Genomic DNA, 25,086 nt, shown 5'->3' with positions numbered 1-25,086 from the left:
GCCCGGCAAGCCTCGCCGTGCGAGGGCTGTCGCCGACAGCGTCCGGCCATGCGCGGCCGGCGGAAGCGTGCGCCAAGGCCCTGACGATGGACAATCGCCCCCTCGCCGACCTGTTCCCCACGCCCACCCGTGAGCGGTGGCTCGGCCTGGTCGAGGGCGTGCTCAAGGGCGGCGATTTCGAGAAGCGCCTGGTCTCGAAGACGGCGGACGGCATCCGGATCGAACCGCTCTACGAGCCCGCCGCGCCGGTGGCGCAGCCCATGCGCGCGCCCGGCCCCTGGCGCATCGCCCAGCGGGTGGACCACCCGGACGCGCAGGCCGCCCACGATCTCGCGATGGCCGATCTCGAAGGCGGCGCCGATGCGCTGAACCTCGTCTTCGCGGGCGCGGTCTCGGCGCGCGGCTTCGGCCTCGCCGTCGACGACGTCCCGGCCCTCGACACCGCCCTGTCGGGCGTGATGCTCTCCCTCATCGCGACGCGGCTCGATGCCGGCGGGCGCGGGCTGGAAGCCGCCCGTCTGGTCAAGACTTTGGCCGCGCACCGCAACGAGGATCTCGGCAGCCTCGACCTCGATCTCGGCCTCGACCCGATCGGGACGCTCGCCGCCACTGGCCGCCTCGACGCGACGATCCCTGAGATCGGCGCGGCGGTCTCGGCGCTCCTGTCGGAGTTCGACGGAGCCGGCTTCACGGGCCGGACGATGCTCGCCGACGGGCGCCCCTATCACGAGGCAGGGGCCAGCGAGGCGGCGGAACTCGCCGCCACCCTCGCCACGGCCGTCGCCTATCTGCGCATGCTGGAGGCCGGCGGGCACGACCTCGCCCGCGCCCGCGATGCCGTCGCCATCCTCCTCGTGGCCGATGCCGACGAGTTCCTGACCATCGCCAAGTTCCGCGCCATGCGCCGCCTCTGGGCGCGGGTGGAGGCCGCCTGCGGGCTCGACCCGAAGCCGCTGCGCCTGCATGCCGAGACGGCGTGGCGGATGATGAACCGGAACGACCCGTTCGTGAACATCCTGCGCACCGGCATGGCCGCCTGTTCGGCCGGGCTCGGCGGCGCCGATTCCGTCACCGTCATCCCCTACACCGCCTCGCTGGGCCTCGCCGACGCCTTCGCCCGGCGCGTCGCCCGCAACAGCCAGATCGTCCTGATCGAGGAATCCAACCTCGCCCGCGTCGCCGACCCGGCGGCTGGGGCCGGCGGGTTCGAGGCGCTCACCGAGGAGCTCACCACCACGGCCTGGGCCGCCTTCCAGGCGATCGAGCGGGAGGGCGGCATCGTCGCCAGCCTGCAGGCCGGCGCGATCCAGGCCCGGATCGGCGAGACCCGCGCCACCCGCGCGAAGAACGTCGCCACGCGCCGCGAGCCCCTCACAGGGGCGAGCGAGTTCCCCTTCCTCGCCGAGAAGCCGGTGACGGTCCTCGACCTGCCACCCTCCAATGTCGTGGCGCCCGCTTTCGCCCTCGACGGGGCCGGGACGACCACCTGCGAGGCCCTGCCCTCCTTCCGCCTCGCCGAGCCCTACGAAGCCCTGCGCGACGCCTCCGACACCTATCTCGCCGAGACGGGGCGGCGCCCTCGGGTGTTCCTGGCCAATCTCGGGACGGTCGCCGTCTTCAACGCCCGCTCGACCTTCGCCGCCAACGCCTTCGCGGCCGGCGGCATCGAGGCGGTGAACGAAGAGGGTTTTTCGGAGAGCGACGCACTGGCCAGGGCTTTCGCCGCATCCGGCGCGCGCATCGCTTGCCTCTGCTCATCGGACGCCCTCTACGCCACTCACGCCGTCGCGGCGGCCGAGGCTCTGAAGAAAGCGGGCGCGACGACCGTGTACCTCGCTGGCAAGCCCGGCGATCTCGCGGAGGGGCTCAAAGCGGCGGGGGTCGATGCCTATCTGCACGCGGGAGGTGATCTCCTCACGCTGCTTCAGGCCGCCTTGGGCGAAGCCACAGGAGCGTGAACCGCAACCGATACGCGATCAGGGACGTTCCCAGCCCCGATCACGTCCTTGCAGAACAGGCTACGATGCGACGCTTCCTCCTTGCCGCCGGCTCCCTCGCCCTCCTCACGACGTCCCTCGGGACCACCGAGGCGGCCACGCGGAAGGTCTCGGTGCCCAACCGCTACGACGGCGCCTGGAGCATCGAGGTCATCACCCAGGACGGCCCCTGCGACCGCGCCTACCGCTACGGCGTCCGGATAGCCAAGGGCGAGGCGAGTTATCCCGGCGGCGATTTCGACATCCGGGGGCGCGTCTCCGGCAACGGCTCCGTGCGGGCGACGATCATGCGCGGTTCCGACGGTGCCACCGTGGTCGGCCAGCTGGATCGCGGCGGCTACGGCAGCGGCACATGGACGAGCAACGGCGCGATCCGCTGCTCCGGCCGCTGGAACGCCGAGAAGCGGGGCTGATCCGGCCCCTGTGATCGGCCGGGCACAGTCGGCTCACGAAATCTCGCATCGCAGGTTTCGGGGCGCGCCATGCCCTGTTCCTGTCCAAGTCTTCGATGAATACTTGGGGCGAATCGATTTCGATCGACCTCGAGGTATGTGCGCGATGAAAGCTCGGCTGCTTGGCGCTCTCTTGACCCTTGTCGCGACGGCGGGTGCCGCGAACGCGGCGCCCCGCACACCCGGACACGCCCATGCGACCATGGCGCCGCTTGAGCGCGCCGCCACGGATTGCTTCGCCGAGACGGTGATGGCCAACCCGGCCGCCATGCGGCACGCCCGGGCGGGCCGCTGGTACGAGGCGGCGGGAATCATCGGCTTCCTCTGCCGCCCCGAGGTGGATGCGATGATCCGCACCCATGACCGGCTCTTCGGCAACGGCACCGGCCAGCGCTATTTCAAGGCCGCCTATACCCGTCATCTCGGCGGCGAGCTCGCCATCCGCCTCCAGCCGATGCTGGAACGCACGGCGGTGGCGACCGCCGAACCGCCCGCCGACAGGACCGCCCCGGAAACCGGCGACAAGGCCCAGTAGCGGCCTCGAACCGAGCCTCGCCGGGTCGGCTCACTCAGGCCTGTCCGCGCGGCGGCGGTCGTCCGCCGGGCCTCGGTATCAGGCGTCGACGGTCTCCTCCTCGTCGCGGGCAGGAACGGCCTCTTCGTCCGGTAGGGCGAGGCGCGGATCAGGCCCGAGGAGCGTCTCCACCAAAGCGTCGATGCGGGCCGACACGCCCTCCTCCCGCAAGGCGTCCCGCACCAGGGCCCTCGCCTTTTGGAACGAGGCCCCCATGGGCAGCGCGACGGCGGCCGCCACCTCCTCCGCCACCGCGCCTTCCGCCGCCAGCCCGGCATGGACCGCCTCGCGCGGGTCGAAGCGGGGGATCGGAAGCGTGAACATCAGTTTGTCGAAGTCCCGCGCGCCCTGCTCACCCCGGCTCTGCAGATGGGCGATGCGGATGCGAGCCGCCTCGCTGTTGAGGATGGCGATGAGGAAGCGGGCTTCGTCCTCGGAAGGAATGTCCGCCCAGTAGAGTTTGTGGTCGATGATTCCCCGGCGATCCCTGACGATACAGGCCGCGGGCCATAATCCGGCCTTGGCGAAGACCACGCGAATGGGCGGCAGCGGAAATTGCGAGGACAATCCGCGTTGGAAATTCCATCGCTGCTTGAGGGTGATGCGTCCGGCGCTGTGTTGCGCCCAGCTTGCCTCGGCTTGTCGCATCCAGGCTCCGAGACGGTTCACACCACGATCGCTCGCCTGTTTTGCGTCGAGAACATTCCCATCGGACGCCACGGGCACGATGCCCTCGAATGCGTTCAGAACGCGGAACGACGCGATGGATTCGCCGAGATAGACCGGCCGGACGTAACCGCTTTCGACCGCCCCCTGCTGAGCGGGCAGGTCTCGCCAGGGGACTTTCTCCTGCGGGGACCGCCTACTTCGCAAGAGCGGCGCTGCGGCGTTGCCGCCGAGACGGCCGGACTGAACCCGATCCACCAGACACAGCATGCGCGGAACCAGGGTCGCCCCTTGATGGAAGAGCGGGCGATAGGGCGACCCGGCCTCGAAACTCGCCGCCACCGGCGCATCGGCCTGATCCTGCCGCAGGCAGCGATCCGCCACCTCCTCGGGTACGTCCTTGAAGGGAAGGCGCCCGGCGAAAGCCGTGACCCGCATGGGCGTCGGCCGGGCCTCCCCCGCCGTGACGTCGGCGAACAGGACGCAGGTGGGAACCCTGAACAGGGGCGAGACGGCCTGATTGTCGAGAACCCAAGCGTCCGAGAACGCGACACGGACCTCGGTCCAGTCCCCGGTGCGGAAGGCGCGGAACTGGCCCCGGCTCATGGCGGCGAGCGGCAACACCATGGCGACCCGCCCGCCCGGGCGGTCGCCTTCCGGCGGCCGGACATAAAGCTCCGCGGCGCGTGCGAAGAACAGGCCCGACAGATCGGTCTGCGTCACCAGCCGCGCCTCGTCGGGGCCGACCCAGATGCCGAGCCGGCGCGCGGTATCCCGGAAGAGGGCCTGCAGGGCGGGCGCCATGTAGCGGTAGGACAGCCAGGGCGGGTTGCCGATGACGACATCGACCCTGGCGCCGTCCGAGAGCGCGACCGGGCGGCTGAGGTTGCGGGCGAAGAAGCCCCAGACATGGTCGCGCCCGGCCCGGCGCAGGCGGTCGTAGATCGTGAAGGTGGTGACGAGCGTCGCGTGCTGCTCCGCCGCGACGCCGAGCCCCGCGAGCCCGCGCGCGAAGGCGTCCGCCGTGCGGCCGGCCTCGCTGGCATCGTGCATGGCGGTGACGACGCGGTCGAACAGGGGCGGATCGGCACAGAGGCCGAGGGGAAAACGCAGGGTCGGCGCGCCTTTGCGGCCCTCGCGGGGGTCGCGCGGCACCTCGACCACGAGGTCGCTCTCGAACGCGTCGCGCTTCACGTTCCATTGCAGCGCATCGCCGAGATAGACCGGCAGGGAGATGTCGCCGCCTCGCCCCGGCAGGGCGTCGCCGAGCGCCAGCAAGTATGTGACGCGGGCGAAGATGACGGCCACCGGATGGACGTCCAGCCCCGTGACCGAGGCGCAGCAGCGCGACGCGATCTCGGTGAGCGGCACGCCCGCCGCGATCAGGGCCTCGCGCTTGAGGCGCACGGCGTGGAACAGAAAGCTGCCCGAGCCGCAGGCGGGATCGAGGCAGGTCTGCTCGGCCGGCCGGTCGAGAGCACGCCGCACCACCTTCCGGGCGAGCCAGTCGGGGGTGTAATATTCACCGAGATCGTGGCGCTGCGCCGGATCGATGAGGGATTCGTAGAGCACCTTCAGAAGGTCGACATCGACGCTGCCGAGGTCGAACCGGGCGGCATGCGCGGCCAGGCTGGCGACGATGGCCTCCCCGCCCGGCGCCTGGATCACCCAGCCGAAGAAATCCGTCTCCACCGCGCCGTGGACCCCCGCCTCGTGGAAGGCGCGCCCCGACAGCAGATCCTCGGGCGAGCGCCCGGTGGCGCCCATGGTTCCGGCGGCGATCGCCTTGGCGAGGATGACCAGGTAGGTGTGCTGGAGCCAGAGCGTGTCGTCGTCGATGGCCTTGCCGTAGACGAAGCCGAGATGGCGCGACCAGAGCTGCCGCTTCAGGACCGCCTCGGGGTCCGCCGCCAGCGCCTCCCAGGCCTTGGCGAGGAGGCCGAGAGTCCGCGCGAAGGCGGCGCTCTGGCGGCCGAGCTCGTTGGTGATCCCGGCCGCGTCCGCCGGCAGCCAGTCGAGGACGGCGATGACGCCTTCGAGCCAGGCGGTGAGGCCACGGGCATCCGCCAGCCTCACCTCGTGCTCGGTGAGCCGCACCAGGACGCCGTCCCGCATCTCGTAGGCGACGAAGCTGGCGCCGTCGGTGGCGAGCCCCACGTAACGCTGGCCGGTGGCCCCCTCGCGTTCGGGCAGGTAGCGGGTGAGCTGGGCCTCGGCCTCCTTGCCCTCCCGGCGCAGGTCGGACTTGATCTCGATGATCGTCCGGCCGAGCAGGGCATCGAGACGGCCCCTAACCTCAGGTATCTTTCTCTCGAAGAAGATCTGCTCGCTCTTGGCGCCCAGCGCCTCGGTCAGCAGGCGGTAGAGCAGCGCCCTGACCTTCTCATGTCCCGGACGGATCGAGAGTTCCGCGACGATCGCGCTCAGGGAATCACCGTCGATCGACATCCACGCCTCCTCAGGAGAGAGAAGCGGGTTAGTATACCTCAGGTTGTCCATCAAGGGTCGAGCGCACGATGCCTGTGGGGAGGCCGCCCTTGCCGAGGGGCGAAGAGCGAAGGGCGAACCGCGGAGAGGCGATCGAGGATGGCGAGGTGAACCTGGAGGAAACCCGTCGCGGGTACGTTTCGCATTCCGCCCGGACCGGAACCGCCATGAACTCCCGGCACCGTGGGCGGTCGCGCCTGATCTTTGATGAGAATTTGCGCAGGATTGATACCAAATTACCCAGTCGCGCGTGATGAACCGAAGGCTTGATCAAGGAAAGGGACGCTAAGTTCCGGCTGCAAAGAGGCTGCCGACCGGGCCCGGCTTCCGGTCGCCCGGACCGATAGGCTCGCAAGGCTCGCATGAGGGTTTCATGGTCAGGTCGATCGTCGGCGGATGGCTCGGCAGGACCGGTCGGCGGCGGGAAGAGAACCCGCCTGCGGCCGGGATGCTGTCGCACGACCTCGGCGCGGTGCTCGCCTTCCTGAACGCGATTTCGCGCGCCTGCACCAACGCGCCGACGCCGGAGGCCGCTATCGTCGATTGCCTCGCCATCGTCGGCCGCTTCACCGAATGGCCGATCGCCCATGCCTACCGACGCATGAATCAGGACGGCGTGGACGCCGGTGGAATGGGCGCCGCGGGCGGAATGGTGTCGATGAGGGCGTGGTACCTCGCCACGTCCGACGAGCCGGGGCCGGCGGACGCCTTCGTCGCAAGTTCGGAGCGGGCGGTCTTCGCCCCCGGCCAAGGGCTGGTGGGGCGCGTCTGCGCGGAGGGACGCGCGATCTCCTGCGAGGACGTGACGGTTGTGCCCGGCTTCGTCCGGGCGACGGCGGCGCGGGAAAACGGCGTACGCGGCTGCTTCATGTTTCCGGTCCGCATCGGCGACCGGGTCGAGATCGTGCTGGAATTCTTCTCCCGCGAGAAGGCGGAGTTGAGCGAAGCCCTGCTCGAACTGATGGCCTACGTGGCCGACCGCCTCGCCATCACGATCACCGACCATGCCCAGCGCGAGCGCGTCCGCTCGCTCATGGCGGCCCTCGACGGGATCGCCTCCGGGCTCGCGGACACGACGATGCAGGTGGAGGCGGGCGCCCGCACGGTCCTCGCCGTGGCCGAGACCGTGGACGAAAGCCGGGCCCAGGCGGACCGGGCGAACCTCGCCGCCTCCCGCGACATCGACGGCGTGTCGGATGCCGCTCAGGGCCTCGTCGCACTCTCGCGCGAGGCGAGCGCCCATGCCGGACAGGTCGAGATCATCGCCGACCGGACGGGCGGCATCCTGGATCAGGCGGTGGACGTCTTCTCTGAACTCCAGGAGCGGATCGCCGGCATCGGGCAGATCAGCGACCTCATCGGCACCATCGCCGCCCAGACCAACCTCCTGGCCCTCAACGCCACGATCGAGGCGGCCCGCGCGGGCACCGCCGGACGTGGCTTCTCGGTGGTGGCCGCAGAGGTGAAGGACCTCTCGAACCGGGTCAGCACCGCCACAGCCGAGATCTCGCAGCAGATCGGTCGCCTCAGGGAGGTCGCCGCCCAATCGACCGCCTCCCTCGCCTCGGTGCGGAACGAGGTGTCATCCGTCCGCGTCAGCGCTGCCGACATTTCCCGCGTCAGCGCCTCCCACCAGGAGGCTGCGGGCGGCATCGCCGAAGGCGTGTCGCGGGTGCGCGGCACGATCCTCGAAGCGACCCGCCACCTCGACGCCCTGCGCGCCACGACCGAGGAAGCGCTGGCCTCGTCACAGGCCCTCGGGGCGACCTCCGGCCACCTGCGCGACCAGGGTCGCGACCTCGGCGAAGCGACGCGGCAACTGGCCGTCTCGGCCCGTTGAAGGCTTGTGCCGGGATCGCGGTCCCAACCGCTCCGCATCGACCGGGGGTGGTGATGCGCTCTGTCAGGCGCCCGCCAGACGAAAGCTCGCCTGCCGCCGGTCCGCCTCCCCGCGACGGCGCTCGACGCAGCGGGTCTGATTGCGGCCGTTGGCCTTGGCCTCGTAGAGGGCCGCATCGGCGAGACTGTACAGGTCCGATGGCGCCAGGGGATCGGTCGCGGGCGCGCCCATGGTCGCGACGCCGATGCTCACGGTCACCGATCCGGCTTCGATCCCGGCCGCCTCCACCGACAGAAGCGCCACCCTGGCATGGACCCGTTCGGCGATGCGCAGGGCTTCGTCCTTGTCGCCGTCCTGCAGCAGGATCACGAATTCCTCGCCGCCCACCCGGCAGACGATGTCGGCGGGCCGGTGGATGCTCTCCAGCAGGCAGCGGGCGAGGCCGCGCAGCACATCGTCACCCACCGCATGCCCGTAGCGGTCGTTGAAACGCTTGAAGTGGTCGGCATCGATGGCCAGAAGCGCGAAGGGACGGGTCGCGAGGGCGGCGTCGCTGCGCAGGGCGGCCAGGGCCTCCTCGAACCGGCGGCGATTGGGCAGGCCGGTCAGCGCATCGGTGCGCGACTGGCGGGCGAGTTCGATTTGCATCGCGGTGCGCCGCTCCAACTCCCGGCCGAACAGGAGCGAGAGGCCGATGGTCAGGCCGCACAGCACCACCACGATGGCGCTGATGACGATCGCCTTCGCGCGCCATTCGGCCTCGATCTCGTTCACCGCCAGGGCGACGTTGAGGATCAGCGGCAAGGTCGCGACCTGCGTGAAGGCGTAGTTCCGCTCGACCCCGTCGCGGGCGGATGGGGCGACGAAGCTGCCGCTGCCCTCCCGCACGAATCGTTGCAGATTGGACGAGCCGGCGATGCTCAGCCCGATGTGGGAATCGATATACGGGTAGCGCATGATGCGCGTGCCATCGCGCAGGTACAGGTTGATCGCGCCCTCGCTCCCGAGGCCGAGGCGATCGAACAGCCGCGTGAAATACGACAGCTTGAGCGTGCCCAGCACCACCCCGCCGAAGGACCCGTCCGGCTTGTCGACACGGCGGCTCAGCACCATCACACGAGCGCCGGTCAGGCGCGACAGCAGCGGCCGGCTGATGAGGAGGCCGAGGCCGGCCCGGGCTTTGTGGGCCTGGAAATAGTCGCGGTCGAAATTGTTGACGGGGCGCGCCGGGATGGCCTGGCCGTCGAGGATACTGTCGCCCTTCTCGTCGAGGACGAGGATCACGCCCATATCCTGCGCGGTGATGGCCCGGTCGAACAGGATCAGCTGGCGCAGGTCCGGCGAGAGATTGGCCAGAGCGGGCAGTTTCAGGTTCTCGATGACGCCTTGCAGCGAGAGATCGATGATCTCGATGTTGCGGGCGATGTCGCGTTCGATGACCTGCAGCAGGTTCTGGGAGGTCTGCTCGGCCTTCTCCCAGGCATCCTGCCGGAGGTCGAGCAACATGATGGCCGACACGACGAGCATGCCCACAGGCGCCAGGATTCCGAAGGCGATCCACGTATGCGCCGACTGGAACCTGCGAGCGAGTCGTCGCACCAGGATCATCTCACCCCCTCCCAAGCCCCCCTCGGGGTCTTGGTTCTGACAACGCCGCCCTCGCTCCCGCCAGGACGCCGTCCCTGTCACGATACCTAGGACGAGGCATCGTAAGCCGGATGTCTTAAGGCCAGGTTGCCGAACCCGGCAGCGCTACCTGGGGTTGAAAATAGACGGTGCCCCGCCTCCGGCCTTCCTCAATCGTCCATCTTCAGCGCGGCGATGAACGCCTCCTGCGGAATCTCCACGCGGCCGAACTGGCGCATCTTCTTCTTGCCCTCCTTCTGCTTGTCGAGGAGCTTGCGCTTGCGCGAGATGTCGCCGCCGTAGCACTTGGCGGTCACGTCCTTGGAGAGGGCCTTGATGGTCTCGCGGGCGATGATCTTGCCGCCGAGCGCCGCCTGGACCGGGATCTGGAACAGGTGGCGGGGGATCAGGTCCTTCAGCTTCTCGCACATGGCCCGGCCGCGATGCTCGGCGCGGCTGCGATGGACCAGCATCGAGAGCGCGTCCACCGGCTCGGCATTGACGAGGATCGACATCTTCACGAGGTCGCCCTCGCGATAATCCGAGATGTGGTAGTCGAACGAGGCGTAGCCCTTCGAGATCGATTTCAGGCGGTCGTAGAAGTCGAACACCACCTCGTTCAAGGGCAGGTCGTACACCACCATGGCGCGCTTGCCGACGTAGTTGAGGTCGACCTGGGTGCCGCGCCGGTCCTGGCAGAGCTTGAGCACGCCGCCGAGATACTCGTCGGGCGTGAGGATGGTGGCGCGGATCCACGGCTCCTCGATGGCGGTGATTTTCATCACGTCCGGCATGTCGGCCGGGTTGTGCAGCTCCTTGATCGTCCCGTCGGTCATCTGCAGGCGATAGACCACGGAAGGGGCCGTGGAGATCAGGTCGAGGTTGAACTCGCGCTCCAGGCGCTCCTGGATGATCTCGAGATGCAGCAGCCCGAGGAAGCCGCAGCGGAAGCCGAAGCCGAGCGCCGCCGAGGTCTCCATCTCGTAGGAGAAGCTCGCATCGTTGAGGCGCAGCTTGCTCATGGCGCTGCGCAGGGTCTCGAACTCGGCGGCATCCACCGGGAAGAGCCCGCAGAACACCACGGACTGCACGTCCTTGAAGCCCGGCAGCATCTCCTTGCAGGGGCGCTTGTCTTCCGTGAGCGTGTCACCCACGCGGGTATCGGCGACCTCCTTGATCGAGCCGGTGAAGAAGCCGACCTCGCCGGGGCCGAGCTCGCCGATATCGGCCATCTTCGGCCGGAACACGCCGATCTTGTCGACGCCGTGCACGGCGTCGGCCCGCATCATGCGGATGTTCATGCCCTTCTTGAGCACGCCGTCGACGATGCGCACCAGCACGACGACGCCGAGATAGACGTCGTACCAGCTGTCCACCAGCAGGGCCTTGAGGGGGGCGTCGCGGTCGCCCTTGGGCGGCGGCAGGCGCTTGACGATGGCCTCCAGCACCGCCTCGATGTTGAGGCCGCTCTTCGCCGAGATCGCCACCGCCTCGGAGGCGTCGATGCCGATCACTTCCTCGATCTGGGCACGGATGCGCTCGGGCTCGGCGGCCGGCAGGTCGATCTTGTTGAGGACGGGCACGATCTCGTGGTTGGCGTCGAGCGCCTGGTAGACGTTGGCCAGCGTCTGCGCCTCGACGCCCTGGGACGCGTCCACCACCAGTAGCGAGCCCTCGCAGGCCGCGAGCGAGCGCGAGACCTCGTAGGCGAAGTCGACGTGGCCGGGGGTGTCCATCAGGTTGAGGACGTAGTTCTTGCCGTCCTCCGCCTTGTATTCGAGGCGCACGGTCTGCGCCTTGATGGTGATGCCGCGCTCCTTCTCGATGTCCATGGAGTCGAGCATCTGCTCGCTCATGTCACGGAGCGCCACCGTGCCGGTGGTCTGAATCAACCGATCCGCCAGCGTCGACTTGCCGTGGTCGATATGCGCGACGATGGAAAAATTACGGATGTTGTCGATGGGGACGGTGGTCATCGAGGGGTCTGTCTCCGGCGCGGTCGCGGTCCGTCGGCGTAAGGACGGGCCCGGCGCACGGCTTTTCGGTGTGTGGACGCGTGTCGGGAGATAGCAGTGTGGCCTCGGCACGCCAAGCGGAGCCGCGTCAGCACGTGGTCGCGCCCTGTAGCGGAGGGCGTGACAGCTCTCAGAGCAAAGCCACCGTCTGGCGGATCTCGGGCATGGTCGGCCCCGTGATCTCGTGGACCATGCGGTTCATCAGGTCGCGGGCGACGCGGCATCGCCCCTCGGCCTCGTCGCGCGCGGCACCGGGGGAAAGCGCGGCGAGGGTCCGGTAGGCCTTGGCGAGGTCGCGGAATCCGGTCCTGTCGGCCTCGGCGGCGAGTGATTCCGCATTGGCCGCGCCCGGGTCCACCGCGGAATGGTCGAGGCGCCGGACGAAGGCGCGCACCGCCTCGCGGGCCGCCTCCGCGCCGATCTCGGCGATCAGGGCGTCGAAGGCCGACCGGTCGAAGATCGGCGGCCGTTCCGGCATCGGCATGCTCTCGTCCCGCTCCCGCAGCACGATGGAAGAGATCTGCTCGGCCACCGCCCGCGACAGGGTCGGGAGATCGAACGGCTTGCCGAGATAGCCGTTGGCGCCGGCTCCCGTGAGGTCGCGGACCCGGTCCGGCATCAGATTGGCGCTCATGGCCACGATCGGCACCCGGCGCGCCGGGTGCTGCAGGGAGCGGATGCGCCGGATGGCCGTGGTCCCGTCCATTCCGGGCAGCGACACATCCATGAGGACGAGGTCGTAGGCGCTGGCCTGGACCGCGCGGATGCCCGCCTCTCCGTCGGCGACCATGTCGACGCCGTAGCCCAGACGATGCAGCATCGCCTGGACGACCTCCCGGTTGATCGGGTTGTCCTCCACCACGAGGATGCGGCCCGCCCCGGTCGCGGCCGGGCTGGGGACCGGGGCGGCGTCTGTCAGGACGGGCGCCGGCGCCAGGGAGAGGGAGAATCGATAAGCCGCCGCCTCGCCCAGCGGTGTGCTCCGGTCGATGCGCCCGCCCCCCATCAGGCCGACGAGGCGCTGGGCGATGATGAAACCGAGGCCGCTGCCATCGAGAGCCACGGTGCGGGACGCGGCCTGTTCCGGGTCTTCGTCGGCCTCGGCGGTGACGGAGACGCGCCAGCGCTCGACGGGCTCGCCGCCGCGCGGACCCTGCAGCGCGAGGGCGACGCTGCCCCGGCGCAGCGTGCCGATGGCGTCCTGGAGCAGGTTGAGGAGGATCTGCCTCAGGCGGCGCTCGTCGCCGAGGACGTGGCGGGAGCCTTCGCAGGTGACGGTCACGTCGATCGCGACACCCCTCGCCTCGGCCATGGGCCGCACCAGATCGGCCGCCCCCCTCACCAGGGCGGGAAAGTCGAGGGGGACACGGTCGAGGCGCAGGTCGCCCTGCCCGGCCCGGGCATAGTCGAGAACATCGTCCACCGTGCCGATGAGGGAATCGGTGGCCGCCCCGACGAGGGCGAGATAGCGGACCTGCTCGGTCGAGAGCCCGGTCGTGCGCGCGAGGAGGTCGGTGAAGCCCTTGATCGTCGTCAGGGGGGTCCGGATCTCGTGACTCACGAGGCCCATGAACTCGGATTTCGCCCGGCTCGCATTCTCGGCCTTGGCCTGGGCCAGTTCGGCGGCGTCGCGGGCCATGCGCAGCTCGTCGGCCTGATCCTGCCGCTTCGTCACGTCCCGCAGGGTGGAGATCACGTTGGGGTCCCCCGGCTCCGCCGAGGTGAGAAGGTCGTTGACCGCCTCGATCCAGATGCAGCGGCCATCCGCATGGCGCATCCGGAACAGGGAGACGATGCTCGGCCGGTCGGGGCCGAGGCGGGCATCCGCGGCCGAGAAGGCGGCCAGGTCGTCGGGGTGCATGCGCGCGCGCGGATCGAAATCCGGCCCTTCCGTACCGAACAGCGCCGCGCCGGAGGGCGACACATAGGCGATGCGCCAATCGGCATGGCGCAGGATGACGACGTCGGTCATGGTCTCGGCGAGGAGCTGGTAATGCGCCTGGCTCGCCGCGAGCTCACGACCGCGCTCGGCCACCCGGACCTCCAGGAGGGCATTGGCCTCCGCGATGGTGGCGCGCTGCTCGGCCGAGACGCGGGCTGCCGTCACGAGGGCCAGGCCGATCTGGTTCACCTCGCGGATCTGGCTGGAGGGCGGCTCGACGGTCTCGCCCCGCCCGATCGCCTTGACGGCCCGCCGCAGCGCTCGCACCGCCTTCGCCACCTGACGGGCATAAAGCCAGGCGACGATCCCGCCGCTGCCCAGCAGCGCGAAGGCGAGGAGGGACAGGATCACGAGGGACCGCCGCAGGGGAACCTCGAACGCGTCCCGGTCCAGCCCGGTCACCACCGTCCAGTCGGAGACGCCGGAGCGATGGCGGAACTCCATGACGCTCGCTTCCGCCTTCTCCCAATCCTCCAGCAGCTGGAGCTTCGACATGGGTGGAAACGGGCTGCCGGCCGGCGATGCGGACGGTTTCGGCACATCGCTCGTTCGCGCGATCACGTGTTGCGCGCCATCGACGAAGACGGCCGCGAACGAATCGTCGATCGCCGCCTGGGCGATCAGCGGGGCGAAGTGATCCACCCGCACGGCGACGGAGACGTACATGTCCGGTGGGCCGCCGCGCAGGACCGGGGCGCAGATCAGGATGATGTCGGCCCCGGTCACCGCGCTCTTGACGGCCGACGAGATGACCGGAAGCCGGGTGGCGAGCAGCGCCGCGACGATGTCGGGCCGGGGAGAGGTGGGCATGGGCTGACCGGCGGGCACACGCGTATTCACGATGTGGCGGCCGTCGAAGCGGGTGAGGGACACGGTGAACTCGGTGGTGTCCACCAGCGCCCGGCCCTGGGCGTCGAACCGCGCCCAATCCTGGGCGTCGATGGAGGGCGAGGTCGCCAGGGTCCTGGCCATCGCGCTCATCTCGGAGAGATCGCGGTCGAGGCGCTCGCGGAGGTGGTCTCCGGTGAGCTGCCCCATCGTCTGCAGGCGAGCGCGTTCCGCCGCGACATACCAATCCGTGGTGGTGACGGTGAGCACCATGAGAGGGAGCGCGATGGCCAGGGCAAAGACCATCATGGTCGCCACGGCCGAGTGTTGCCTCCGCTCTCTGCCTCCGATCACCGCTCGCCACCCTGCCGATGGGCGTCCCGACGGGAGGCCTGCCTCGCCTCACCTAAATGCGGAGTCGTTTCGATTGCGTAGCGGCAGGCCCGTCGCTTGCGTGGCGGAAGGCCCGGTTCAACCGCCGCTCGGAACCGGGCCGCGATCCTCCTCCGCGCCGCGGGCCTTCGCGGCCATCTCCACCAGGACCTTGCGCAGGCTGCCCATGTCGGTGACCGGCGCGGGGTAGCGGATGCGCGCGGTCCGGTCGCCGGCCAGGAGGTCCATCCCCTCGGGGTCGAGGCCGGTCAGGCGCCAGGGTCCGTCGCCGCCGCCCTCGCCCTTCGCGTAGAGGGCGAGGGCGTCGGCATGGTCGGCATTCATGTGCTCCACCGCCCCGCGCTCGCCGGCGATCAGGGCCTCGGCTCCCGATAGGTCGAGGCGGAGTTCGGTGGGCGTCAGCGTGGCCGCCTTGGCAAAGCCCCCGTTGAGATGCCCGGCGCTGGGTTCGAGGGCGAAGAAGCCGAAATCGGGGAAGTCCGCATAGAGCTTCGCCTTCGGGTGGCGGGCGACGAAGCGCTCGCGGATGCGCGGCTCCGTGGTCCGGCTGACGCGGCCGGTGACGGTGAGCCGGGGATGGGCCAGGGGATCGCCCTTGCCGCCGGCGCTGAACAGCAGCGACGCGCGGGGATCGGCCAGGAGGTTGCGCGTATGGGCCGAGAGGCGCGAGAGCAGCATCAGGGGCGTGCCGTCCACATCCGTGGCGATCGTCACCAGCGAGGCGAAGGGCGTCCCGTCCTGGGCGTCGAGGCTCGCCAGCGCCCCGGAGCGGATGCTGCGCAAGAGATGCCGGGCGAGGCCGATCGCATCGAACGGGGCCTCGGAGGCCGGGAGCGGTGCGGCGGGCCCCCGCCGCTGCGGCGGTGCCTCTCCCGCCTCGCCCCGACCCTCTTCGATCCGGTTTCCGTCAGCCATGGTGCACCCTGCCCTCAAGAGGTCTCGGACCGGACTTTTCGACCGCCGGCCTTCATTCAGAATCGCGATGATAGGGGTACTCGGACCGCTTACGCGAGGCCGCCGGACTGCGGCACGACGGCCTCAGTCAAGCGTCAAACCGATCTATCCACCGAGCAAGCTCGCTTTTTTCAACCGAAGTCTTTACACAGCCTGACTCTCCGCGCGAATGCGACCCTGCTTCTCGAATGGTTCGCCAGCGCGTCTTGCCGGCCCTCGTCTTCGGAGGGCGGGATGCGGAGACGACATGAGCGAACTGACGTCCGCGAAGGCCGCATCCGAGCAACAGGGAACGCGAAATGCCCACCATCGCCCTCGTGGACGACGATAGAAACATCCTCACCTCCGTCTCGATCGCCCTCGAGACCGAAGGCTACCGGATCCAGACCTATACCGACGGCGCCTCGGCCCTCGACGGGCTGAAACACTCCCCGCCCGACCTCGCGATCTTCGACATCAAGATGCCGCGCATGGACGGGATGGAGCTGCTGCGCCGCCTGCGCCAGAAATCCGACCTGCCGGTGATCTTCCTGACCTCGAAGGACGAGGAGATCGACGAATTGTTCGGCCTCAAGATGGGCGCCGACGACTTCATCCATAAGCCGTTCTCGCAGCGCCTCCTGGTGGAGCGGGTGAAGGCCGTGCTGCGCCGCTTCGCCCCCAAGGACGGGCCGGGCGCCGCCGCGCGCGAGGCCGATGCCGCCGCCCGCTCCCTGGAGCGCGGCCTGCTGATGATGGACCCGGAGCGGCACACCTGCACCTGGAAGGGCGAGGCCGTCACCCTCACGGTGACCGAGTTCCTCATCCTGCAGGCCCTGGCCCACCGGCCCGGCGTCGTGAAGAGCCGCAACGCCCTGATGGATGCGGCCTATGACGACCAAGTCTACGTCGACGACCGCACCATCGACAGCCACATCAAGCGCCTGCGCAAGAAGTTCAAAGTGGTCGACACCAATTTCGACATGATCGAAACCCTGTACGGGGTCGGCTACCGCTTCAAGGAAGGCTGAGCGCGGCGCACGGACGCCGAACTCCCGCCCGCCCGGCACCGCCACGCGCCGCCCGCTCGAACGGACGAGTTTCGCCGTCGCGTGGCGGTAGTTTCGGGCGTTCCGTGGCGGTGCTTTTGCTGCAACGATGGCGCCCATTCCGGGCCAACTCTCCAACCTCGGACGATCGTGGATTCCCAAGACCAAGCCGACGCCCCGCAACGCGGCCTCCTGGCCCTGCCGCGCACGATCTGGCGCGGCATCGGCCAGCGCGCCTCGTCGAGCCTGACCCGCCGGATCGTCGTTCTCAACCTCGTCGGGCTGATCGCCCTGCTGTTCGGCTTCCTCTACCTGAACCAGTTCCGGCAGGGGCTGATCCAGGCACGGGTGCAGAGCCTGTTGATCCAGGGCGAGATCATCGCCGGTGCGATCTCCTCCTCGGCCTCGGTGGATACCGACGCGATCCGCATCGACCCCGACAAGCTGCTCCAATTGCAGGCCGGGGAAGGTGGTGCAGGCGACGACAACCCCTCCCCGCTCACCTTCTCCCTCAACCCCGAGCGGGTGGCGCCGCTCCTGCGCCGCCTCATTACACCGACGGGCAATCGCGCGCGGGTCTACGACCAGGATGGCGGCCTGCTGTTCGACACCCGCACGCTCTCGGCCCGCGGCGAGATGGGCCGCAGCGACGGCATCGTCGTTAGGAGCAAGCGCAACCTGCTGGAACAGGCCTGGGAATTCATCCAGGCGAAGCTGTTCGGCACCGCTCGGACGCCGGTTCTGGAGGAAGTCGGACCGGCGAGCGGCCACAGCCTGAAGGAAGTCCAGGTCGCCCTCGGCGGCGCCCGCGGCACCCTCGTCCGCCGCAACGAAGCCGGCGAGACGAACGTCTCCGTAGCGGTTCCGATCCTGCGGTCAGGCACGGTCCGGGGCGCCTTGATGCTCTCGACGCAAGGCGGCGACATCGATCGGGTCATCGCCTCGGAGCGGTTCGGCCTGCTCCAGGTCTTCCTCATCGCCGCCTCCGTCATGCTGGTCCTGTCGATCCTGCTGGCCGGAGCCATCGCCGGGCCGGTCCGTCGCCTCGCGGATGCCGCCGAGAAGGTCCGCCTCGGCATCAAGTCGCGGGAAGAAATCCCCGATTTTACCGGCAGGACCGACGAGATCGGCCACCTGTCAGGCGCCCTGCGGGACATGACCCAGGCCCTCTATCGGCGCATCGACGCCATCGAGAGCTTTGCCGCCGATGTCAGTCACGAACTGAAGAACCCCCTCACCTCCCTGCGCAGTGCTGTCGAGACGCTGCCCCTCGCCAAGACCGACGATTCCCGCTCGCGCCTGCTCGCCATCATCCAGCACGACGTGAAGCGCCTCGACCGCCTCATCAGCGACATCTCGGACGCCTCGCGTCTAGACGCGGAACTCGCCCGCGCCGAAGCGCGCAAGGTGGATCTGCACAAGCTGATGACCACGGTGGTCTCCGTCGCCAATGAGCGGCGACGCCCGAAGGACGCCCTCATCCAGTTCGATGTGGACACGCCCCCCGGCGATGTGGAGGCGCCCTTCATGATCTTCGGGCATGACAGCCGGCTCGGTCAGGTCGTCAACAACCTCCTGGACAACGCCCGCTCGTTCTCGCCCCCGGACGCTAAGGTGCGGGTGGCCCTGCGCCGGGTCCGCGGCGATGTGGAACTGATCGTCGAGGACGAGGGGCCCGGCATCCCCGAACATGCCCTGGAGCGGATCTTCGAGCGCTTCTACACCGACCGGCCGGAGCAGGGGTTCGGTCAGAATTCCGGTCTCGGCCTGTCGATCTCGCGCCAGATCGTCCAGGCCCATCGGGGCACCATCAGAGCGGAAAACCGCCCCGGCCCGGCTGACGAGGAGGGCGAGGCAACGGTGCGCGGCGCGCGGTTCGTCGTGCGCCTCCCCGCCGCTTCCCGCTAGACGAGCCCGCCCGTGGAACGGCCAACTTCCTCGCGGGCTGTCACGATCCACGCCACCTGCCTCGTCATGGGAGAGGCGGGGCTTCTCATCAGGGGGGAATCGGGGGCCGGTAAATCGAGCTTGGCCCTCGCCCTTCTCGACCGGGCTATTCAGAACGGCTCCTATGCCGCGCTGGTAGGCGACGACCGTATCGGGCTCGATCGGCATCACGACCGCATCGTCGCGCACGGTCATCCGGCCCTGCATGGCCTCATCGAAGTCCGGGGCCTGGGCCTCGCACGCGCACTCCCTCTGGCGGATGCGGCGGTGATCCGGCTCGTCGTCGATCTCGTCGAGACGCTGCCTCGGTTGCCCGAAGCGCCCGTCAATTCCGTCGATCTCATCGGCGTGGCGATTCGCCGAATCATGCTGGACCGCAGCATTCGCGACCGGGGGCTGGCGCCTGGAATCGTCCTCGATACCCTATTGGAGCAGGCGAGCGTTGCCCCATGGACGCACCTCAGCACCGTCTCATGCGAATTCGGCTCTCCCATGTAGCGTGGCGACGACCCACATGACATGATCAGGGGGCTAGGAGGCGTGAGAACGCAACTCTCGTCTTGCGCCCGACCTTGCGCTGCACAAAATGGCGGCTCCCACTGGGTGTCGGAACACGTGTCTATGATTGGAATGGTGCTCGTCACCCACGGGCTGCTCGCCACGGAGTTCAAGGCTGCCCTTGAACATGTGGTCGGTCCGCAAAAGCAGATCGAGACGATCACGATCGGTCCCGAGGACGATATGGAGCTGCGCAGGCTCGACATCGTCTCCGCCGTGGATCGCGTCGATTCCGGTAAAGGCGTCGTCGTGCTCACCGACATGTTCGGCGGGACGCCGTCGAATCTGGCCCTTTCCTGCATGAATGGCGGGACTGTCGAGGTCGTGGCCGGTATCAACCTCCCGATGCTGATCAAGCTTGCCAGCGTGCGCGACGCAGAGCCCCTGGGCGATGCGGTGCTGCATGCCCAGGAAGCGGGTCGTAAGTACATCAACGTCGCGTCTCGCGTCCTCGCCGGCAAATAACACTTCCGCGAGACGATCGGACTTTCCCAAACATCCCTTGTCGGCCTATCAGGCAAGCGTGGCGATTTCGCGCGGCCTTTCCTCGGCGCGGCCGTGCCATCACTGAACGAGGATCGGACCGGTCGCCTCGGGCTTACCGTTGGCGCACCGGCGACAGGGACGGCACAGGCCCATGAGCGACGCTTACGACGATGATGCCGAGGCCGAAGTCCCGGTTCCCGATGGCGGCCACCTGAAGGTTCTCCCGGTCATCAACCGGCGAGGCCTGCATGCGCGGGCCTCGGCCAAGTTCGTGCAGACCGTGGAGAAGTTCGAGGCTGCAGTGACGGTGACGCGCTCCGGCGAAACCGTCGGCGGGCGTTCGATCATGGGGCTGCTCACCCTCGGCGCGGCACAGGGTACCTCGATCACCGTGGTGGCATCGGGCAGCGATGCCGAGGCGTGCCTGGCGGCCATCACAGACCTCCTCGCCAACAAGTTCGGCGAGGACGAATAGGGCCCGTTCCAAGAGACGAACGTCGATTCTCGAGACGATCGACGTCGCGGGTCCCGCCCTCGGCATCAACTGGGCCGGACGATCCGGCGGATCGCGTCAGGCCGCTCGCGCTTCGGCCTGGCGCCACACGATCGAGCCCGGACCGGCGCCGAGGCGCAGGGCTGCCGCGACGATGACGCCGTCCTTGCGGGCGAAATCGACGCTGGTCTGGCGACGCTGGGCGAAGCGCCGCGTGACCACCCTGACCATGGACGAGGCGGACGGATCCGCGACGATGGGGTTTCCAGACACCTGCGCATCGAAAGAGAGATAGGCTTCGACGGCATCGCGAATGCTGCGGGGTTCGGTGATGCGCTCGATCTCAACGCCATCACGGGCCCAAGGTCCGACAAGGCGGATGCCGACTCGATCCCTCGCCGGAACGACCTCCGCAGGCACCGGCTGTGCGAGAAGGACCGCCTGTTTCGGTGCGGGCGCGGCCGGAGACGGTACCATGATCAGGGTCGAGCGGGGATGGACCGCTTTGATCGCGGCCCGCAACGCGGCTTCGACCTCATCGAGGAAGCCGGGCTCGATGGTGGGCGCGAGAACCGGACCGGGCGGGTACCAGGCCTGTACCCGACCATTGCCCCACAGGCCATGCGGCATGGCGAGTGGAATGACGCCGCGCAGGCGAGCGCGCTCTCCCGACCCGCTCCAGGCAAAGGCAAAGACCAAGTCACGGCCGCCGGACTGGTGCACGGCAGCCGTAAGCAGGTAGTCGGGATCCGCGTAGATCGGTTCCGGCCAGCGGATGCGAGTGAGCAATGCACGCCACGCCTCGGCTTCGATCGGCTCCACCAGGTTGGGCCGCCGCAGGTCGATGTGCCACTCCGCCGGTTCGTGATCCGCCCCGATGCTACCCGCCTCTATGAGCAGCCCGCCCTCAATGATGCTCAGCCCCTGTTTCATTCGGCGATCCCGCTACCGATCCGTCCCGAAACGGGACAGAATTCTTCGCCTCGCGGCGAAGCATGGTATATAGAATCAAATCGAATGCCGCCCGATTATTCCTGAAACGGGACGGTCTTGGCAGAGATTTCTGATGGATCAGGCCCCTGGGATCGCCAAGGGGTTGGCGGTTAGGGCTGCGGCATCGGGCGCATCAATTCTCGGCCGTCCGAGGAAGGCATCCCATAAGCCGGTGACGAAGGCGGGCTCCAGATCGCGCACGATCAGGACGAGACGCGAGCGATGGTCGTCGTCGGGCCAAGCGGCGAGTTGGACCGGCATGTGGATCACGTGCTGGACACCGTGAACCACCATGGGACGATCCGGCTCGTCGGCAAGCGCGACGAGCCCCTTCAAGCGCAGGAGCTTGGGGCCATATCCGGAGCGCAGCAGGTCGAGGAACATCTCGAAAGCCGCCCGCTTTACCGGCACGTCGCTGGTGAGTGTGAAAGCGCGGATCGCGGCATCGTGCCGGTTCACGTCATGATGGTGGTGGCCATGATGGGAATCGTGATCCGGGAAGGCTTCAGCGCCGAGCCAGGCCCGGACCTCCTCGCTCTTGCCATCGAGGCCGAAGAACCCGCCAAGCAGATCGGTCGGAGCGATGTCGGGGCCGTGGATCGGCGCCATCGGGTTCACGGCATGAAGCCGGGCGCGTAAGGCTTCGCTGCCACCCGAGAGGAGATCCTCCTTCGCGAGAATGAGCTGGTCGGCTACGGCGACCTGGCGCAGGGCTTCGGGATGAACGTCGAGTGTGGCTGCGCCGTTGATCGCGTCCACAACCGTGACGACCGCCTGCAGCCTGTACCGCATGGCGAGATAGGGGTGATAGATCAGGGCATGGAGGATCGGAGCCGGGTCGGCGAGGCCCGTCGTCTCGATGACGACCCGGCGGAACGGCGCAATCCGTCCGTTGTCGCGTTTGCGCAGCAGATCCTCGAGGGTAGCGATGAGGTCGCCGCGCACGGTGCAGCACAAGCACCCGGCGCCGAGTAGGATCATGTCCTCGTCCACCGTCTCGATCAGCAGGTGATCGAGACCGATCTCGCCGAACTCATTGACAATGACCACGGTGTCCGACAGGGCCGGATCGCGCAGCATGCGATTGAGGAGCGTGGTCTTCCCGGCCCCGAGGAAGCCGGTGAGGACCGTGAGCGGGATCGGCTCGGGACGACGGGAATCGGTGTCTACCGGAGCGGTCGAGGAAGGATTCGGCATGAACCCGCCCTACCCCGGCAACGCCGCCGGCTCAATCCTCGGCCGAACTGGCAGCGGACGTCTTATTGTTACCGGACGTCCTGGTGGCGCTCTTTGCAGGCTTGACGCCAGGCTTTGCGCTAGGCTTGGCCTCAGCCTTCGCTGCGGGCTTATCCGACGTCTTTTGGCCCGGCTTGGCAACAGTTTTTCCAGCAGGCTTCTTCCCGGCCTCAGCCTTGGTCGACGGCTTTCCGCCCCCTGCGATGACAGGCGTCGTTTCCACCGGAGCGTAGGCGCTGGCGCTGGCAGGCACGGCGGCCTTTCCACTCGCAGCCTTTGACTTCGCGTCCGGCCTAGTGAGCCTGGATGCTTCGCGCTTGGCGTTCGCAGCCTCGACCTTGGCCTTGCGGAGTTCGGCGAGCTTGGCGGCCTTTTCGGCTTTCTCCGCCTCGGCCTGCTCGTTCAGGGCAATGGCACCTTCGGCCGGATCGCGGCCGATCCAGACCAGGATGGGCTGCAGCGGGGCGCGCGGCGGCAGGGCGCGGCCCTTCATCGAGCCATTGTTCAGCGTCGCGAAGGCCAGGGCCGAGCCCACGGGTGCCGCAGCGGCCAGGATCGAAGCGTTCTCGTTGCCGGCCTGCGAGGCGATGGCCCCCGGCCCTTCGTCGACCGGCATCGGCCTACGCTTGTCGCAGATATAGGGACGCATATCCGGCGGCTCGGAGATGGACGAGGATGGCAGCGCATCGAGCGTCTGGGCGGTCCAGCCGGCGGACTGGCTGAACCCGTGGTCGAACAGGTCGGCGGCCTTCAGGTCGCGCTCGCGCGCACTCGGCTGGCCCATCACCACAGTGATGAGACGGCGGCCGTTGCGAGTGGCGCTCGCCACCACGTTGAATCCACCCGCACAGATGAATCCGGTCTTCATGCCGTCGGCCCCGGCATAGCGCCCGAGCAGACCGTTATGGTTCGCCATGATCGACTTGCCGAACTGGATGGCGCTTATGGAGAATAGCGCGCGGCTCTCGGGAAAATCGCGGATCAGCGCTCGTCCGAGCACTGCCATGTCGCGGGCCGAGGTCCATTGCCGCGCATCGGGCAGGCCGTTCGGATTGGTCCAGCGGCTTTCATGCATGCCGATTCGGGCGGAAGTCTCGTTCATGATGGCGGCGAAGCCTTCGACCGAGCCGCCGAGATTTTCGCCGATCGCCCAGGCCACGTCGTTCGCCGACTTGACCATGATGATCTTCAGGGCGTTGTCGAGGGTCAGCTTCGTACCCGGCCGGAACCCCATCTTCGAAGGCGGCTCCGCGGCCGCGGCGGGCGAAATCGTGATGAGGGAATCGAGGGAGACCTTACCCTGTCGCACCATGTCCAGGGCGACGTAGGCGGTCATCAGCTTGGTTATGGAGGCGGGGAACCACGGGTCGGTGGCGCCCTGGGCGTAGACGACCTTGCCCGAATCGACCTCGACCACCAGGATAGGCGACGTCACCGCGCCGGCCGCACCTGATCCGAGAAGTCCCGCCGCGACCGCTAGACCAAGGACAACGCGGCTCAACACTCGGTTCGACATCGGGCCTGTCTCGGCTGGGAACGCTCCGACGCCATAACGGCCGGTGCGTCCGGAAAAAGTTAGCGCAACGGCCGAGCTTTGGCGAGGGCTGCCAATCGTCGATCGTCCTCTCGACCGTTCCCCATAGGAGAGATCCGGCAAGGGTACCAACGCCGTTTCCGTGGCAACAGCATGGCGGCGCAGCCAGGATCATGGTGCGCCGCACGGTTGGCATAGAACGACGTTGCCGTAAGTGCATGGATGTGTTGGGCCTTGCGCCATGGCCTCAGAGCGGCGGTGAGTCTATGGGCTGTCTCACCGCGTTCAGGCGATGTGGATGGCCGTGCGCCATCGCGGGACGGAATTCCATACGGGTTCCACAAGGAGATCGGCCGAGGAATCGATGGCTTACGCGGTCAAGGAACTCTTCCATACCCTTCAGGGTGAAGGGGCCCAGGCGGGCCGCGCCGCGGTGTTCTGCCGGTTCTCCGGCTGCAATCTCTGGTCCGGCCGCGAAGAGGACCGCGCCACGGCCGCCTGCACCTTCTGCGATACGGATTTCATCGGCATGGACGGCGAGGGCGGCGGACGCTTCTCGACGCCGGAGGCTTTGGCCGACGCCATCGCCGCCACCTGGGAGGGCGGCGCCTCCCGTCATTACGTGGTGTTCACTGGCGGCGAACCGTTGCTGCAGCTCGACCCCGTACTTATCGCGGCGGTGCATGCGCGCGGCTTCGAGATCGCGGTGGAGACCAACGGCACCTTGGCGGCCCCCGAGGGGATCGACTGGATCTGCGTGAGCCCGAAGGCGGGCAACGCCCTCGTCCAGACTACGGGGCACGAACTGAAACTCGTCTATCCGCAGGCTGCAGCGATGCCCGATCTGTTTGCCGCCCTCGGCTTCCGCCACCATTGGCTCCAGCCCATGGACGGGCCGGACCGGGTTGCCCATACGCAGGCTGCGGTGGAGTATTGCCGTCGAGACGCGCGCTGGCGGCTGTCGCTCCAGACCCACAAGATCATCGGTATTCCGTAATCCCGAACCGGTCACGTCAGCGCGTGAGGAACCCCAGAGT

Annotated in this window: 18 protein-coding genes; 10 read left to right on the top strand and 8 right to left on the bottom strand. The window is 68.4% G+C overall.

Going from position 1 to position 25,086, the window contains the following annotated elements:
- Positions 1-86 precede the first annotated feature (86 nt).
- The 3 genes from IPV08_RS13175 (at position 87) to IPV08_RS13165 (ending at position 2,984) form a co-directional block, all read left to right on the top strand.
- The gene (locus IPV08_RS13175; RefSeq protein WP_207412201.1) at positions 87-1,958 is read left to right on the top strand and encodes a methylmalonyl-CoA mutase family protein; all 1,872 of its coding nucleotides are present in this window, start codon (positions 87-89) and stop codon (positions 1,956-1,958) included.
- Between the two features lie 65 nt (positions 1,959-2,023).
- On the top strand, positions 2,024-2,410 hold the full coding sequence (locus IPV08_RS13170) for a hypothetical protein (RefSeq protein WP_056422356.1): 387 nt from the start codon (positions 2,024-2,026) through the stop codon (positions 2,408-2,410).
- Between the two features lie 145 nt (positions 2,411-2,555).
- A complete protein-coding gene (locus tag IPV08_RS13165; RefSeq protein WP_207412200.1) occupies positions 2,556-2,984 on the top strand; it encodes a hypothetical protein in 429 nt (142 codons plus the stop codon).
- A gap of 78 nt (positions 2,985-3,062) precedes the next feature.
- Here the strand turns inward: IPV08_RS13165 and IPV08_RS13160 are convergent, their stop codons facing one another.
- Complete coding sequence (locus tag IPV08_RS13160; protein ID WP_207412199.1) at positions 3,063-6,137, bottom strand: N-6 DNA methylase; 3,075 nt, start codon at positions 6,135-6,137, stop codon at positions 3,063-3,065.
- Between the two features lie 412 nt (positions 6,138-6,549).
- Between IPV08_RS13160 and IPV08_RS13155 the strand changes: the two genes are divergently transcribed.
- Positions 6,550-8,016, top strand: a complete 1,467-nt coding sequence (locus IPV08_RS13155) for a methyl-accepting chemotaxis protein (protein ID WP_207412198.1) — start codon at positions 6,550-6,552, stop codon at positions 8,014-8,016.
- A gap of 63 nt (positions 8,017-8,079) precedes the next feature.
- Here IPV08_RS13155 and IPV08_RS13150 read toward each other — a convergent pair whose 3' ends face one another.
- From IPV08_RS13150 to IPV08_RS13135, 4 genes are all read right to left on the bottom strand, one after another.
- Entirely contained in the window at positions 8,080-9,624 is a 1,545-nt protein-coding gene (locus IPV08_RS13150) for a sensor domain-containing diguanylate cyclase (protein ID WP_207412197.1), read from the bottom strand.
- A gap of 188 nt (positions 9,625-9,812) precedes the next feature.
- Positions 9,813-11,618 (bottom strand): translation elongation factor 4, encoded by a 1,806-nt coding sequence (gene lepA, locus IPV08_RS13145; protein WP_056422367.1) that lies wholly within the window; start codon positions 11,616-11,618, stop codon positions 9,813-9,815.
- Positions 11,619-11,787: 169 nt separating this feature from the next.
- Positions 11,788-14,736: a response regulator gene (locus tag IPV08_RS13140; RefSeq protein ID WP_207412219.1), complete on the bottom strand. Its 2,949-nt coding sequence runs from the start codon at positions 14,734-14,736 to the stop codon at positions 11,788-11,790.
- 162 nt (positions 14,737-14,898) lie between these two features.
- A complete protein-coding gene (locus tag IPV08_RS13135) occupies positions 14,899-15,735 on the bottom strand; it encodes a DUF2470 domain-containing protein (protein WP_207412196.1) in 837 nt (278 codons plus the stop codon).
- Between the two features lie 338 nt (positions 15,736-16,073).
- Here IPV08_RS13135 and IPV08_RS13130 point away from each other — a divergent pair, with 338 nt between their 5' ends.
- From IPV08_RS13130 to IPV08_RS13110, 5 genes are all read left to right on the top strand, one after another.
- Complete coding sequence (locus IPV08_RS13130) at positions 16,074-16,784, top strand: response regulator transcription factor (protein WP_018046124.1); 711 nt, start codon at positions 16,074-16,076, stop codon at positions 16,782-16,784.
- A gap of 210 nt (positions 16,785-16,994) precedes the next feature.
- Positions 16,995-18,710, top strand: a complete 1,716-nt coding sequence (locus IPV08_RS13125; protein WP_210348443.1) for a sensor histidine kinase — start codon at positions 16,995-16,997, stop codon at positions 18,708-18,710.
- 12 nt (positions 18,711-18,722) lie between these two features.
- Positions 18,723-19,247: an HPr kinase/phosphatase C-terminal domain-containing protein gene (locus IPV08_RS13120; protein ID WP_207412195.1), complete on the top strand. Its 525-nt coding sequence runs from the start codon at positions 18,723-18,725 to the stop codon at positions 19,245-19,247.
- 123 nt (positions 19,248-19,370) lie between these two features.
- The gene (locus tag IPV08_RS13115) at positions 19,371-19,772 is read left to right on the top strand and encodes a PTS sugar transporter subunit IIA (protein WP_026597351.1); all 402 of its coding nucleotides are present in this window, start codon (positions 19,371-19,373) and stop codon (positions 19,770-19,772) included.
- A gap of 172 nt (positions 19,773-19,944) precedes the next feature.
- Positions 19,945-20,268: an HPr family phosphocarrier protein gene (locus IPV08_RS13110; RefSeq protein WP_207412194.1), complete on the top strand. Its 324-nt coding sequence runs from the start codon at positions 19,945-19,947 to the stop codon at positions 20,266-20,268.
- A gap of 96 nt (positions 20,269-20,364) precedes the next feature.
- Here the strand turns inward: IPV08_RS13110 and IPV08_RS13105 are convergent, their stop codons facing one another.
- From IPV08_RS13105 to IPV08_RS13095, 3 genes are all read right to left on the bottom strand, one after another.
- Positions 20,365-21,219, bottom strand: a complete 855-nt coding sequence (locus IPV08_RS13105; protein WP_207412193.1) for a hypothetical protein — start codon at positions 21,217-21,219, stop codon at positions 20,365-20,367.
- 138 nt (positions 21,220-21,357) lie between these two features.
- Entirely contained in the window at positions 21,358-22,476 is a 1,119-nt protein-coding gene (locus IPV08_RS13100; protein ID WP_207412192.1) for a GTP-binding protein, read from the bottom strand.
- Positions 22,477-22,507: 31 nt separating this feature from the next.
- A complete protein-coding gene (locus IPV08_RS13095) occupies positions 22,508-24,031 on the bottom strand; it encodes a serine hydrolase (RefSeq protein ID WP_207412191.1) in 1,524 nt (507 codons plus the stop codon).
- Between the two features lie 382 nt (positions 24,032-24,413).
- Between IPV08_RS13095 and queE the strand changes: the two genes are divergently transcribed.
- Positions 24,414-25,046 (top strand): 7-carboxy-7-deazaguanine synthase, encoded by a 633-nt coding sequence (queE, locus tag IPV08_RS13090; RefSeq protein ID WP_207412190.1) that lies wholly within the window; start codon positions 24,414-24,416, stop codon positions 25,044-25,046.
- Positions 25,047-25,086 lie beyond the last annotated feature (40 nt).

The sequence above is a fragment of the Methylobacterium sp. SD274 genome (assembly GCF_017355285.1).
In the GTDB taxonomy this organism is placed as follows: Bacteria; Pseudomonadota; Alphaproteobacteria; order Rhizobiales; family Beijerinckiaceae; genus Methylobacterium.
This window is presented reverse-complemented; position numbering and strand designations above follow the sequence as displayed.